Source organism: Flavobacterium sp. CHNK8 (genome assembly GCF_019774515.1).
In the GTDB taxonomy this organism is placed as follows: domain Bacteria; phylum Bacteroidota; class Bacteroidia; order Flavobacteriales; family Flavobacteriaceae; genus Flavobacterium; species Flavobacterium tiangeerense.
The window spans coordinates 3325221-3338539 of sequence record NZ_CP081492.1 but is presented as its reverse complement, the minus strand read 5'-3'; the positions used below and the strand labels follow the sequence as shown (position 1 = coordinate 3338539).

Sequence of the window (13319 nt, the reverse complement as noted above, 5' to 3'; positions counted from 1 at the left end):
ATACGATGGTAGATGAAGCTACACGATACTCTGACGCTGATTTAGCAGAGTTCAAAGAGTTAATACTCAATAAAATTCAAAAAGCACAAGCTGATTTAGATTTGATCAAAAGTGCTTACATGAATGATTTAAATAACGGAACAGATGATACATCGCCTACATTCAAAGCTTTTGAAGAAGGAAGCGAAACCATGTCTAAAGAAGCAAATTCACAATTGGCAATTCGTCAGGAGAAATTTATTCGAGATTTAAAAAACGCACTTTTCCGTGTTGAAAATAAGACTTACGGAGTTTGTAAAGTAACAGGTAAATTGATTGGGAAAGAAAGATTAAAAATCGTTCCTCATGCAACAATGAGTATTGAAGCAAAGAACTTGCAACGATAAACCTCTTGTTAAACAAGATTTAACGCTCCATTGGGAGCGTTTTTTTTGATTAAATTGTTATTTTTGCGCCATTAAAATTTATAAAATGACATTACGAAAAGCGTATCTCCTTATTTTTATCTTATTGATTGTTGATCAAGTTTCTAAAATTTACATTAAAACTAATTTTGTTTTAGGGGAAGAAGTGGAAGTGTTCAATTGGTTCAAAATTCTATTCATTGAAAATGAAGGGATGGCTTGGGGAGTTCAAATTCCAGGAGCGTATGGAAAATTGTTTTTAACTCTTTTTAGAATTGGTGCTGTTGGTGGTATAGGCTATTGGTTGTGGGATTCTGTAAAAAAGAAGAGTTCAGATTATTTGATTGTTGCCATTTCTTTAATTCTTGTTGGTGCTTTCGGTAACATTATTGATTCTGTTTTTTATGGTGTTATTTTTAATGACAGTCAACAACAATTAGCTACTATGTTTTCGGATCAACCTTATGGAACTTGGTTTCACGGAAAAGTAGTAGACATGCTTTATTTCCCTTTTTGGCATGGAAATTTGCCTGATTGGTTGCCAATTTGGGGCGGAAAAGAATTTACTTTTTTCAACGCTATATTCAATGTTGCTGATATGGCAATTTCAACAGGAGTTGGAATCTTGATTTTTTTCAATAAAAAAGCATTTCATAACAGTTAGATTTAATGTTATTCACACTATAAAAAAAGACCTGTTCAATTTTGAACAGGTCTTTTTTATTAATTTTTATTTTGTCCGGGCGCGTAACGTTTAGCACTCTTTCCGCCATATATTTTTTTAGCTTGTCCTGGTGGAAGTGTTTTCGCTTTATATGTTGATCTGCTGGTTCCAGTATGGATGCTACAGTTTGAAAATGAAACTGCAAATAGAATAACCATAACGCTTACGGCAAATCTTGATTTTTTAAATGTTCTCATAACTTATTTAGATTTTTATCTATTGGCAAAGTAACGATTTAAAAATTAAAACGAGTGCACCTCATTTGGGGTGACACAATAATCCAGTTGTATGTCGCCTTCAAAAACGCCTTCTATACTTTCTTCAGGTTCAAAAAAAGACAGTCCAATATTGATTACATCTGGTTTGCATTCAGAGAGAAATTTATCATAAAACCCTTTGCCGTAGCCCACGCGATGTCCGCTTTTATCAAAAGCTAATAGCGGTACAAAAACAACATCAATTTTAGTTGAGGGAACTTCAATTCCATCTACAGGTTCTGGAATGTTGTATTTGTTTTTCTTAATTTTTGTATTGTCAGTAAGCAAAAAATGAGTCATTTTGCGGGTTTCGAAATCAGCTTTGGACACAATAATTTCCTTGTCTTTTCCTGATAATAAATGAAGAATGAATTCGGTATTTACCTCTTTTTGTTCTGTTATGGGTAAAAAAATATGGAAGTAGTTTTTCTCCCAAATAGGAAGTTTGATTATTTTATTGGCAACAGCCAAACTCATTTCCTCTATTTCATTTTCAGATAAAGAATTCCGTAAGGCTTTGTATTTTTGTCGTAACTCTGTTTTATTCATTTTACTAATTTTATTCTCCTTCTTCGCCTGATGCATTCGATAAGTGGTAAATAGCGTCACCTTCGTAAACAATCGGGGAATGATTGGCATTGATAATATAACCGTCGTTTGGGGCTTTTACTTTTCGTTCAAACTTTCCGTAGGGATCAGTTATGGAGGCAAGAATGGTTCCTTTTTTTACAAATTTACCTATTGAATTATAATCATGTAATAAACCAGAACATTTGGCACGTATCCAGCCTGATTTTTCAATATAAATGGTGTTGGATTGTTGTTGTTCTGCTGTATGTTTTAAATCGAGCATGTCAAGATGTTTAAGCAGTCTCTTAGCTCCATTTAAACCTTCTTTAGCGATATCTTTATTAATATCTAATGATTTTCCGCCTTCAAAAAGTAGCATTTTTACATTCATTTTTTCACTGGAACTCCTAAACGAACCAGCAATGTTTCTAGAATATAAGGTGAATGGGGCGTTAAAAACATCGGCAAGAATTTTTAAATCAGCATTATTATGTGCTATTCTAATTTGTGGTGCGTTAAAACGACTCGCTCCGCCAGCATGAAAATCAACAGCGTATTGCACAACAGGCATGATTTCGGTTAGAATGTGATAGGCAAATCGGCTGGCCAAAGAACCCGTTTTACTTCCGGGAAAAACACGGTTTAAATCCCTGCCATCAGGGAATTCTCTGGATTTATTAACAAATCCGTACACGTTAATAATAGGAATACAAATTATAGTACCTCTTTTAGGTTTGTTTATTTTTTCATGAATAAGTTGCCGTACAATTTCTACACCATTTATTTCGTCTCCATGAATTCCAGCAGAGAATAACACTACAGGACCTTCTAGTTTTGAACGTTTTACAATAACGGGAATGTTTAATTTAGTAGTAGTGTGCAGTCGGGCAATTTCAACATTTATTGTTTTGCTTTCGCCAGGATATATGCTTTCGCCAAAAAGCACAATAGGAGTAGTATTGCTTTTTATCATAAGTTCTTGAAAATATAAAAATAAGCATAATAACGAATTACAACCAAGAATTAGGCTAAATATTTTGCAAGAAACAATTCGCTAGCATTGATTTGTATTTCGTAATTTTAGAAGTTAACTTTGTTACATGAATCCAACAGCTCTAGCCCTACAAATACAAACCTTACCAGACAATCCCGGCGTATACCAATATTACGACAAAGAGGGAAAAATTTTGTATGTAGGCAAAGCTAAAAATCTAAAGAAAAGAGTTTCTTCCTATTTTAATAAAATTCACGATACTGCTAAAACAAATGTTTTGGTAAAGAAGATTGTGACCATAAAACATATTGTGGTTCCTACAGAGACTGATGCGCTTTTGTTAGAAAATAACTTGATTAAAACGCTACAGCCACGGTATAATGTATTGCTTCGCGATGATAAAAGTTATCCGTGGTTGTGTATCAAGAAAGAACCTTTCTCGCGCATATTTGCTACGCGTAGGATGGTTAAGGATGGATCGGAATATTTTGGACCGTATACCAGTTTCAAAACAGTAAGTACAATTTTAGAACTCATCAAAGAATTGTACCCGCTGCGTACTTGTAATTATGATTTAAGTAAGAATAATATAGAGAGCGGAAAGTTTAAGGTGTGTCTTGAGTATCATATTGGCAATTGTATGGGGCCATGTGAAGGTCATGAAACTATTGAAAACTACCAGAAACAAGTAGATGCCATTCGTGAAATACTCAAAGGAAACTTTAAGGAGAGCATGAAAGATTTCAAGCGGGTCATGACAAACTTAGCTGCCGAAATGCATTTTGAGGAGGCGCAAAAAATCAAAGAAAAAATAGAGGTTTTAGAAAATTATCAATCCCGTTCTACGGTGGTAAATCCTAAAATTACTAACATTGATGTTTTTTCCATTGTGTCTGATGAGGCGGCTGCCTATGTCAACTTTTTACAAATATCCCATGGCTCCATTATTAGGTCTCACACCATGGAAATCAAGAAAAAATTAGATGAACCTGACGAAGAGCTACTCGAATTGGCTATCATTGAATTAAGAGAGCGTTTTCAGTTACTATCTCGTGAAATAATTGTTCCGTTTCCAGTAGATCTGGGTGAAAACATAAAAATAACCGTTCCACAACTGGGAGACAAAAAGCAAATTTTAGATTTATCCATTCGTAACGCTAAGTTTTATAGAATAGAACAACTCAAACAACTACAAATAGTAGATCCAGATAGACACACCAATAGGATTATGGCACAAATGCAAAAAGATTTGCGCTTGCCCGTAGAACCTAGGCATATTGAGTGTTTTGATAACTCAAATATTCAAGGTACAAATCCAGTATCAGCATGTGTTGTTTTTAAAGATGGAAAACCAAGTAAAAAAGATTACCGCCATTTTAACATCAAAACTGTAGAAGGACCAGATGATTTTGCCTCTATGACTGAGGTGGTTTACAGACGCTACAAACGACTATTGGACGAAAACCAACCTTTACCTAATTTAATTATTATTGATGGGGGAAAAGGGCAGTTGTCCTCGGCCTTAAAAAGTATCGATGATTTAGGATTACGAGGTAAAATAGCCATTATTGGGATTGCCAAAAGGCTGGAAGAGTTGTTTTATCCTGGTGATTCTATTCCGTTATACTTAGACAAAAAATCCGAAACGCTCAAAGTGATACAACAACTGCGTAACGAAGCCCACCGTTTTGGGATAACGCATCATAGAGACAAACGCAGTAAAGCAGCGCTCAATTCATCTATAGAATCCATACCAGGCATTGGCGAAAAAACTATGTTATCCTTAATTCAGCATTTTAAAAGTGTTAAAAGATTAAAATTAGCCACAGAAAAAGAAATTTCAGACGTTGTAGGTAGTTCAAAAGCCAAAAAAATTACCGAATTTTACAACAATAAATAGTGTTTTTCTATGAGCCAATTCCAGCTATCCGTTTCAAGCGCTCCGCAAAAAAGCTTTTTTTCTAATAAAAGCAAAGGAGCTCCTGCGGTCGCTCTTTCCTTTTATGAAAAAATAGCTTTTTTTGCCTCTCGGCTTTTCACTACTATCTGGGGCTTTAAGCAAAGACCTGCAGGAGTACTTCCGGCAATACTCTTTTTTATAACTTCTTTTTTATTAGGATTGCAAACTACCGTTGCGCAAGAGCAAAAAAGTCCTAAAATAGGTTTGGTTTTAAGTGGAGGCGGTGCTAAAGGTTTTGCTCATATTGGAGTTTTAAAAGTGCTTGAAGAGGCAGGGGTTAAAATTGATTACATAGGCGGTACCAGCATGGGAGCTGTAATAGGCGGACTTTATGCAACAGGATATAATGCAAAGCAAATAGACTCTATTTTTCACACTACAAATTTTAACGAGTTATTAAACGATTTTATTCCTAGATCTTCAAAAAACTTTTACGAACGTGGAAATGATGAGTCCTATGCGCTAGTACTCCCTTTTAATAAAATGAAAATAGGCATCCCCGAAGCTTTATCAAAAGGGATGTACAACTATAATTTATTGAGTAGAATTACAAGAAATGTAAGTACTATTAAAGATTTTTCAAAACTACCCATACCTTTTTTATGCATAGGAACAAATATAGAAACTGGTGAGCAAGTGGTTTTGAACAAAGGCAATCTTGCACAAGCTATGATAGCAAGCTCTGCATTTCCTTCCTTGTTTGCACCAGTAGAAATTGATGGAAAAATACTGGTAGATGGAGGTGTGGTTAATAATTATCCTATTGAGGAAGTGCGTAAAATGGGCGCAGATATTATAATTGGTGTTGATGTGCAAGACGGACTTCTTGATCGTAGTCAATTAAAAGATGCGACAAAAATTTTGGTGCAAATTACAAGCTTGCAATCTATTGACCGTATGAAAAAAAACATTTCAAATACGGATATCTATATAAAGCCAGATATTTCTCAATACGGAGTCGTATCATTTGATAAAGGTAAAGAAATCATAAAAAAAGGGGAAGAGGCGGCAACACTCGTTTTAGATAAAATTAATACCATTGTCAATCCAGTAAAATTTTACACAAAACCAAGTCTTAAATTAATATCAGATAGCCTCTATATCCGAAATATAAATGCAGGTAAACTAGACAATTATACAAAGGAATACATCATAGGAAAACTCAGATTTAAACCTGGAACCAAGACCACATTTACTGATTTGCTCAGGGGAATAAACAATATAAATGCCACACAAAACTTCAGCGCTATTTCTTATTCGCTAGAAAAGAATCAAAACGAACTGGATTTAAACTTAAATCTAACCGAAAATCCAACTAAAACCTATCTGAAATTTGGCCTGCATTATGATGATTTATTCAAAAGCGGTGTTTTGATCAATCTAACTCGAAAAAAAGCAATTTTTAAAAATGATGTAGCTTCTTTTGACCTAGTTTTAGGAGATAATGTGCGTTACAGCTTAGATTATTATGTTGAAAATGGTTTTAATTTAAGTTTTGGATTCAAGTCTTTTTACAATCAATTTAGTAGAAATGTGTCTAATGAAATAAGCCCAATTACATCTAGTAATCCTAGTATCAATTCTATCAATGTCGATTTTACGGACTTGACAAATCAAGTTTATTTTCAATCCCTATTTGTTCAAAAATTTTTGATAGGTGGCGGTGTAGAATTGAAATATTTAAAAATAAAATCAGAAACACTGGCTAACGTAGATCCTACAATAGATAATAGTAATTACGTAAGTCTCTTTGGGTACTTAAAAGCCGATTCTTTTGATAATAAATATTTTCCTAAAAAAGGCTGGTATTTCTCGGGTGATATTCAAACCTATGTTGCTTCGTCAAACTATACAGGTGGTTTTCAACCTTATTCTATTGCCAAAGGAGATTTTGGGGTAGCAGCTTCTTTATTTAAAAATGCTACCGTAAAGTTCCAGACAGATGCTGGTTTCTCTTTTGGTCAACAAAGCGTTACTTTTTTCAATTTTATTTTAGGTGGTTATGGTTTCAATATGATAAATAATTTTAAATATTTATATGGGTATGATCATTTGAGTGTTGCTGGAAATAGTTACATCAAATCTACGGCTACTATTGATTATGAGTTTTTGAAAAAAAATCACCTTAATTTTTCGGCAAATTTTGCTAATATTGGCGACAGAATTTTTGAAACTGTCAATTGGATTTCTATTCCTAAATATTCAGGATACGCCTTAGGATATGGCATGGAAACAATCATAGGTCCTGTAGAAATCAAGTATACATGGTCTCCTGAGCTCTCCAAAGGTTTTACCTGGTTTAGCATAGGCTTTTTATTTTAAACTTAAATTAATTCAAAAATAATTACGATATTTGTCATAATGAAAGCAAATTGGACAGGTTTATTAGCGCATTTACAATTCCTAATCAAGAGAAATCCGGAATAGCGAATCAATTTTTGATTTAGAAAAAAACCAAGCGTTATCGCTGTAATTAATTACAACTTTTTTAAACAAAAAATTATGCCACTATATCATAAACTAGGGACTTTCCCTCAAAAAAGACACGTGCAATTCGAAAAACCGAATGGAGGTTTTTACTACGAACAATTGTTTGGAACCGAAGGTTTTCATGGTCATGCTTCCTTATCATACCATGTGCACCGCCCTACGCAAGTCAAAGAAATTCTCAAATCGTATTCCGTTGAACCTAAAATAGCCATTGGTAAAAACATAAAATCGTTGTTGTTAAAAGGTTTTGAACTAAAGCCCGAAGACGATTTTTTAGACAGTCGTAAAGCGTTATTAGTCAATAAAGACTGTACCATCGGTCTGGCAGCGCCTAAAAAATCTTTAACATCGTATTTCTATAAAAATGCCGATGCCGATGAAATGATTTTCATTCACAAAGGAAAAGGAAAATTGCGTACAATGTTAGGAAACATTCCTTTTGAGTACGGGGATTATCTTATTATTCCGCGCGGAATTATATACCAAATTGAGTTTGATACTGATGATAACCGTTTGTTTTACGTAGAATCATTTGCTCCATTTTATACTCCAAAACGTTATAAAAATGAATCGGGTCAGCACTTAGAGCATTCTCCTTTTTGCGAGCGTGATTTTATTTTGCCTAACGAGTTAGAAACGCATGACGAAAAAGGAGATTTCCTTATCAAAATCAAAAAAGAAGGCATGATGCACGAAGTAGTGTATGCTACACATCCTTTTGATGTTATCGGTTGGGACGGTTATAATTTCCCATACGGTTTTAGCATTCATAATTTCGAGCCTATTACAGGACGAGTACACCAACCGCCACCAGTGCATCAAACTTTTGAAACTGCCACTTTTGTAGTATGTTCATTTGTACCTAGATTGTACGATTACCATCCAAAATCAATTCCGGCGCCTTACAACCATAGTAATATTGACAGTGATGAGGTCTTGTATTACGTAGATGGTGATTTCATGAGCCGCAACAACATAGAGCAAGGACACATAACGCTCCACCCAAAAGGTATTCCGCACGGTCCAGCACCGGGAGCTATGGAGCGCAGTATTGGTCACACCGGAACAGAAGAGTTGGCCGTAATGGTAGATACTTTCCGTCCCTTAATGGTTACTGAGGAGGCCATGGGTCTAGACGACGGTCAATATTATAAATCTTGGGTTGAATAAATAAGTTTTCACCTTGGATTTCAGGAGCTATTTCCTGCTGTACGCTATATCTTTTTCTGATCTCGTTAAAAAAACGAGACCAGAAAAAGGATGTCGCTTCCATCAGGGCTAGAGCCACATTTACATAATACTATTTTTTTAAAATTAATAAATCCGTGTACCTCAGTTTATTTGCATCAGCTGCTTTATAAACTCAAGTACCGAATATAAACATAAATCACAATGAGTAAAGAAGTAAAATCAGTAGAATACGGACTAGAAAAAATATTTGAAGGAGCACAAGATTTCTTGCCGCTTTTAGGAACAGATTACGTAGAGTTTTATGTAGGTAATGCAAAACAATCTGCTCATTATTACAAAACAGCTTTTGGATATCAATCATTAGCTTACGCTGGTTTAGAAACGGGTGTAAAAGACAGAACATCTTATGTATTAAAACAAGATAAAATCCGCATTGTTTTAACTACTCCATTAACGCAAGATTCACCTTTACATGATCATTTAAAAAAACATGGTGATGGTGTAAAAGTAGCAGCTTTATGGGTTGAAGATGCAACAAGTGCTTACAACGAAACCATGAAACGTGGTGCGCGCTCTTTTATGGAGCCTACCGTAGAGCAAGATGAATTTGGTCAAGTAGTTCGCTCAGGGATTTATACTTACGGTGAAACGGTTCATATATTTGTAGAAAGAAAAAATTACAACGGGATTTTCTTGCCAGGCTACAAAGAATGGAAATCAGATTACAACCCTGAACCAACAGGATTAAAATACATAGATCACATGGTAGGAAATGTGGGCTGGAACGACATGAATACTTGGGTAAAGTTTTATGAAGAGGTAATGGGATTTGTTAACTTCCTGTCATTTGATGATAAGCAAATCAATACTGAATATTCAGCCTTGATGAGTAAAGTAATGTCAAACGGAAACGGAAGAATTAAATTCCCTATCAATGAACCTGCCGAAGGAAAGAAAAAATCACAAATTGAGGAGTATTTAGATTTTTATGGTGGGCCAGGAATACAACACATTGCTATTGCTACCGATGATATTATTAAAACAGTAAGCCAATTAAAAGCAAGAGGTGTAGAGTTCTTATCAGCGCCGCCACACGCCTATTATGAAGCTATTCCAGAGCGTTTAGGCGCTCACATGGATATGATGAAAGAAGATATCAACGAAATCGAAAAATTAGCCATCATGGTCGATGCCGATGAAGATGGGTATTTGTTGCAAATTTTTACTAAACCGGTTCAAGATAGGCCAACCTTGTTTTTTGAGATTATTCAAAGAATGGGAGCCAAAGGTTTTGGTGCTGGAAACTTTAAAGCCTTATTTGAATCAATTGAAAGAGAACAGCAATTACGAGGAACGTTATAAAAGTTAATTATTTTTACATATTGTGAAAAAATAACCATTCAACGACCTATTTTTTATTAAATGTTGTGTTAAACTTTATTTTTTATAAATAAAACTGGATTTGTTAGCTACCTTTGCACTCGCAAAAAGGGAAGGGGTGGTTTCCTTCCTAATTTCATATAAATTTCATAGTTTATAGTTTTTTGGTTAGTTAATAGCATAAAAACTCAGTCATTATTTGACTGAGTTTTTTTGTTTTAATATATTTGGAATAAAAATTGTAATACGAGTATATAAATTTATAAACTAAGAAATGAAAAAATTACTTGTACTCTGTATCATTGGTATCACCTTTGGTTTTTCCTCGCCCCAAGAGGATGCCTACGCAGTAGGAGAGTTTTTTAAATTCAGAATTCACTACGGCATTGTCAATGCGGGTTATGCTACTCTTGAAGTAAAAGATGCCAATGTAAACAATAAAAAAACGTTTCATATTGTTGGGAAAGGCTACACTACAGGTATGTCACGATTTTTCTTTAAAGTAGATGATTTATACGAAAGCTATATTGATAAAGAAACAAGAAATCCATACCAGTTTGTTAGAAAAATTGATGAAGGCGGATACACAAAAAATCAAGAAGGTTTTTTCAATCAATCCTCAAATAAAGTAGTTGTAAAAGATTATAAACATAAAACAGAAAAGGCACTTTATATTCCGAAAAACACTCAGGATATATTGTCAACATTTTACTACCTTAGGAATCATCCTAATATTGATAAGTTAAATGTTGGAGAATCTATAGCTGTAGACATGTTTTTTGATGATGAAACCACAAAATTCAAGCTAAAATTTATAGGTCGTGAAAATATAACCACTAAATTTGGCGTTGTTCCCTCCATGATATTTCGTCCCTTAGTGCAGTCGGGACGTGTGTTTAAGGAACAAGAAAGTGTTACGGTCTGGATATCAGATGATAATAATAAAGTGCCGTTACGCATAAAAGCTAGTTTAGCTGTAGGGTCTATAAAAGCAGATCTAGATGCTTATAAAGGGTTAAAAAGCCCATTTAAATTAAAAAAATAATGAGTAATACAGAGGTTTCTGAAACTATTTTAAAAGAAATTGAGCAAAAATATCAGGCTATTAATCAAAAAGTAGAAACCCAACTTGAAGGTTTGCTTTGGTCTAAACCCATAACGTATTGGGATTATATTCAAACAGATGCTTTGCTGGGCCTGCAAACGCAGCGCACCACCCTTCCCGATGAAATGGTGTTCATCATGTATCACCAGGTCAATGAGTTAATCTTCAAAATGATTCTTTGGGAAATCAAGCAAATTGCTTATCAGCCAGCTATTAATGCTGAATTTTTCACTGAAAGAGTCATGAGAATTAGCAGGTATTTTGACATGCTTACAACCTCTTTTAGTATTATGGGTGACGGTATGGAGGTGGATCAATACATGAAATTTAGAAATACATTAACTCCTGCTAGTGGTTTTCAAAGTGCGCAATATAGATTAATTGAATTTTCATCTACTGATTTAATTAACCTTATTGATAATAGATTTAGAGGGACAATAGATAGAGATACCCCATATGAGCATGCACTAGAACATTTGTATTGGCAAGCAGCAGGTAAGGATTATCACACGGGTAAAAAAACCTATTTGCTAGATGAATTCGAAAAGAAATACAAGAAAGAATTCCTAGCTTATATGGAAGAGTATAACACCATCAATATTTGGCAAAAATTCAAACAGTTGCCAGAGTTAGATCAGCAAAACCCAGAGTTAATCAAGGCTATGAGACATTATGATTATACTGTTAATATTACTTGGGTAATGCAACATTTAAACACGGCTAAGAAATATATTGATCAAAGTGGTCAAGGAGATGGAGAAGCAACTGGCGGAAGCGACTGGAAGAAATACATGCATCCTAAATACCAAAAAAGAATTTTTTTCCCAGAATTATGGAACAGTCAAGAATTAGAGAACTGGGGAGTTGAGGTCTAAGTTGAACGTAAACACATAGTTTGAAAAAAATATTCACAATAATTGCTGTACTAATATTAATAGTGTCATGCAAACAAGAGGAACTTAAAGTTGAAACAGTTAAGGGTATAACAAAACCAAAAAAAAGTGAGTTTGGTTTTGTGTATGCTGATTTTAATGTGGTACATGATACCATTCATGATGGCGATACCTTTGGGACTTTGCTGGAGAGTCAAAACATTGGAAATCGACAAGTTTATGATATTATAGCAAAAGTTAAAGATAGTTTTAATGTTAAAACAATTCGGCTAAACAAGCCTTATACTATTCTTAGATCTAAAAACAAAACTAATGATCTACAGGTTTTTATTTATCAGCCTGATAATTTGAGTTATTATGTTGTAGATTTTAGGGATACTGCAATTGCGGTGTATAAAAAAGTAAAACCCATAACTATTAAAAGACGAACAATAGGTGGCGTCTTGAAAGAATCATTATCAGAAACGTTAGGGAATGCTAAAATTGAAGGTGCTTTGGCTAGTAAAATCACTAAAATTTATGCGTACTCTATAGATTTTATGAAATTGAAAAAAGGCGATCGTTTTGCATTAACATTTACGGAGAGGTATATTAATGATTCTATTTATGATGGAGTAGAGGAACTCGAGGCTTCTTTTTTTGAATACAAAGGAAAGTTTATTTATGCATTTCCTTTTGCACAAAATCCAGAATCAGGTAAAGTAGATTATTATGACGAACAGGGTAAGACATTAAAAAATTTCTTTCTCAAATCTCCAATAAAGTTTAGTAGAATATCTTCTCGTTTTTCATCTAGTAGATTTCATCCTGTTCAGCATCGTTGGAAAGCACATAAAGGTACGGACTATGCTGCGCCAAGGGGAACACCTATTACAACCACAGCAGGTGGAGTGGTTGAGCAAAGTGGGTATTCTGCTGGAAACGGAAACTTTGTAAAAGTCAAACACAATGGAACATTTTCTACTCAGTACTTACACATGTCTAAAATTCTTGTGCGACGAGGGCAAAGAGTAACTCAAGGACAAGTTATTGGCTTAGTGGGTAGCACTGGTCTTGCAACTGGTCCTCACGTATGTTATCGTTTCTGGAAAAATGGTGTTCAGGTTGATGCATTAAGACTCAAATTGCCTACTGGCGAGCCCATGACAGGTGCAAATAAAAATAGGTTCTTACAACAAATAACTCCTTTGAAACAAGAACTGGATAGTATTGCAAATTTATAAGCAAACAGTACTTTATTTTAATAGTAGGTAGAGAGCATCTGCTTTTAAAAATGAAAATACTTTGCACTTCTATTTGTGAAACAATCGGGTTTTTAATCATTAAACTAATTTGAGTATTTTTACCCAAA

General features: G+C 34.4%; 12 protein-coding genes. 9 read left to right on the top strand and 3 right to left on the bottom strand.

The genetic code is table 11. The features are described from left to right. The first annotated feature begins 5 nt into the window (after nucleotides 1–5). Complete coding sequence (locus K5V07_RS14505; RefSeq protein WP_086453962.1) at nucleotides 6–386, top strand: TraR/DksA C4-type zinc finger protein; 381 nt, start codon at nucleotides 6–8, stop codon at nucleotides 384–386. Nucleotides 387–471: 85 nt separating this feature from the next. Continuing rightward, entirely contained in the window at nucleotides 472–1068 is a 597-nt protein-coding gene (locus tag K5V07_RS14500) for a lipoprotein signal peptidase (protein WP_144890313.1), read from the top strand. A 59-nt stretch (nucleotides 1069–1127) separates the two neighbouring features. Here the strand turns inward: K5V07_RS14500 and K5V07_RS14495 are convergent, their stop codons facing one another. Genes K5V07_RS14495 through K5V07_RS14485 form a run of 3 tightly spaced genes read right to left on the bottom strand, consistent with a single transcriptional unit; the run spans nucleotide 1128 to nucleotide 2928 of the window. Continuing rightward, nucleotides 1128–1325, bottom strand: coding sequence for a hypothetical protein (locus tag K5V07_RS14495; protein ID WP_221918043.1), 198 nt, complete (start codon nucleotides 1323–1325; stop codon nucleotides 1128–1130). A 45-nt stretch (nucleotides 1326–1370) separates the two neighbouring features. After that, on the bottom strand, nucleotides 1371–1934 hold the full coding sequence (locus K5V07_RS14490) for a 5-formyltetrahydrofolate cyclo-ligase (RefSeq protein ID WP_221918042.1): 564 nt from the start codon (nucleotides 1932–1934) through the stop codon (nucleotides 1371–1373). Between the two features lie 10 nt (nucleotides 1935–1944). Next, complete coding sequence (locus tag K5V07_RS14485) at nucleotides 1945–2928, bottom strand: succinylglutamate desuccinylase/aspartoacylase family protein (protein ID WP_086453965.1); 984 nt, start codon at nucleotides 2926–2928, stop codon at nucleotides 1945–1947. Between the two features lie 127 nt (nucleotides 2929–3055). On the opposite strand from K5V07_RS14485, the gene uvrC reads away from it, so the two are divergent. From uvrC to K5V07_RS14450, 7 genes are all read left to right on the top strand, one after another. Beyond that, a complete protein-coding gene (gene uvrC, locus K5V07_RS14480; RefSeq protein ID WP_221918041.1) occupies nucleotides 3056–4849 on the top strand; it encodes an excinuclease ABC subunit UvrC in 1794 nt (597 codons plus the stop codon). A gap of 9 nt (nucleotides 4850–4858) precedes the next feature. Beyond that, nucleotides 4859–7231 carry a patatin-like phospholipase family protein gene (locus K5V07_RS14475; protein ID WP_221918040.1) on the top strand — a complete coding sequence of 791 codons (2373 nt, stop codon included), beginning with the start codon at nucleotides 4859–4861 and terminating at the stop codon, nucleotides 7229–7231. Between the two features lie 180 nt (nucleotides 7232–7411). Next, the gene (locus K5V07_RS14470) at nucleotides 7412–8569 is read left to right on the top strand and encodes a homogentisate 1,2-dioxygenase (protein WP_221918039.1); all 1158 of its coding nucleotides are present in this window, start codon (nucleotides 7412–7414) and stop codon (nucleotides 8567–8569) included. Between the two features lie 222 nt (nucleotides 8570–8791). After that, nucleotides 8792–9952 carry a 4-hydroxyphenylpyruvate dioxygenase gene (gene hppD / locus K5V07_RS14465; RefSeq protein ID WP_221918038.1) on the top strand — a complete coding sequence of 387 codons (1161 nt, stop codon included), beginning with the start codon at nucleotides 8792–8794 and terminating at the stop codon, nucleotides 9950–9952. A gap of 292 nt (nucleotides 9953–10244) precedes the next feature. Then, on the top strand, nucleotides 10245–11015 hold the full coding sequence (locus K5V07_RS14460; RefSeq protein WP_144890336.1) for a DUF3108 domain-containing protein: 771 nt from the start codon (nucleotides 10245–10247) through the stop codon (nucleotides 11013–11015). Continuing rightward, entirely contained in the window at nucleotides 11015–11950 is a 936-nt protein-coding gene (locus K5V07_RS14455; RefSeq protein WP_221918037.1) for a tryptophan 2,3-dioxygenase family protein, read from the top strand. Before K5V07_RS14460 ends, K5V07_RS14455 begins: the two co-directional genes overlap by 1 nt. Before the next feature lie 20 nt (nucleotides 11951–11970). Continuing rightward, nucleotides 11971–13191, top strand: coding sequence for a peptidoglycan DD-metalloendopeptidase family protein (locus K5V07_RS14450; RefSeq protein ID WP_221918036.1), 1221 nt, complete (start codon nucleotides 11971–11973; stop codon nucleotides 13189–13191). The last annotated feature ends 128 nt before the right edge of the window (nucleotides 13192–13319 follow it).

Bases quoted from the DNA above. Each gene is read 5' to 3' on its own strand.
- K5V07_RS14505 (WP_086453962.1), top strand. From the start codon at position 6: ATGGTAGATGAAGCTACACGATACTCTGACGCTGATTTAGCAGAGTTC.
- K5V07_RS14490 (WP_221918042.1), bottom strand. From the start codon at position 1,934: ATGAATAAAACAGAGTTACGACAAAAATACAAAGCCTTACGGAATTCT.
- hppD (WP_221918038.1), top strand. From the start codon at position 8,792: ATGAGTAAAGAAGTAAAATCAGTAGAATACGGACTAGAAAAAATATTT.
- K5V07_RS14500 (WP_144890313.1), top strand. From the start codon at position 472: ATGACATTACGAAAAGCGTATCTCCTTATTTTTATCTTATTGATTGTT.
- K5V07_RS14485 (WP_086453965.1), bottom strand. From the start codon at position 2,928: ATGATAAAAAGCAATACTACTCCTATTGTGCTTTTTGGCGAAAGCATA.
- K5V07_RS14455 (WP_221918037.1), top strand. From the start codon at position 11,015: ATGAGTAATACAGAGGTTTCTGAAACTATTTTAAAAGAAATTGAGCAA.
- K5V07_RS14460 (WP_144890336.1), top strand. From the start codon at position 10,245: ATGAAAAAATTACTTGTACTCTGTATCATTGGTATCACCTTTGGTTTT.
- uvrC (WP_221918041.1), top strand. From the start codon at position 3,056: ATGAATCCAACAGCTCTAGCCCTACAAATACAAACCTTACCAGACAAT.
- K5V07_RS14475 (WP_221918040.1), top strand. From the start codon at position 4,859: ATGAGCCAATTCCAGCTATCCGTTTCAAGCGCTCCGCAAAAAAGCTTT.
- K5V07_RS14495 (WP_221918043.1), bottom strand. From the start codon at position 1,325: ATGAGAACATTTAAAAAATCAAGATTTGCCGTAAGCGTTATGGTTATT.
- K5V07_RS14470 (WP_221918039.1), top strand. From the start codon at position 7,412: ATGCCACTATATCATAAACTAGGGACTTTCCCTCAAAAAAGACACGTG.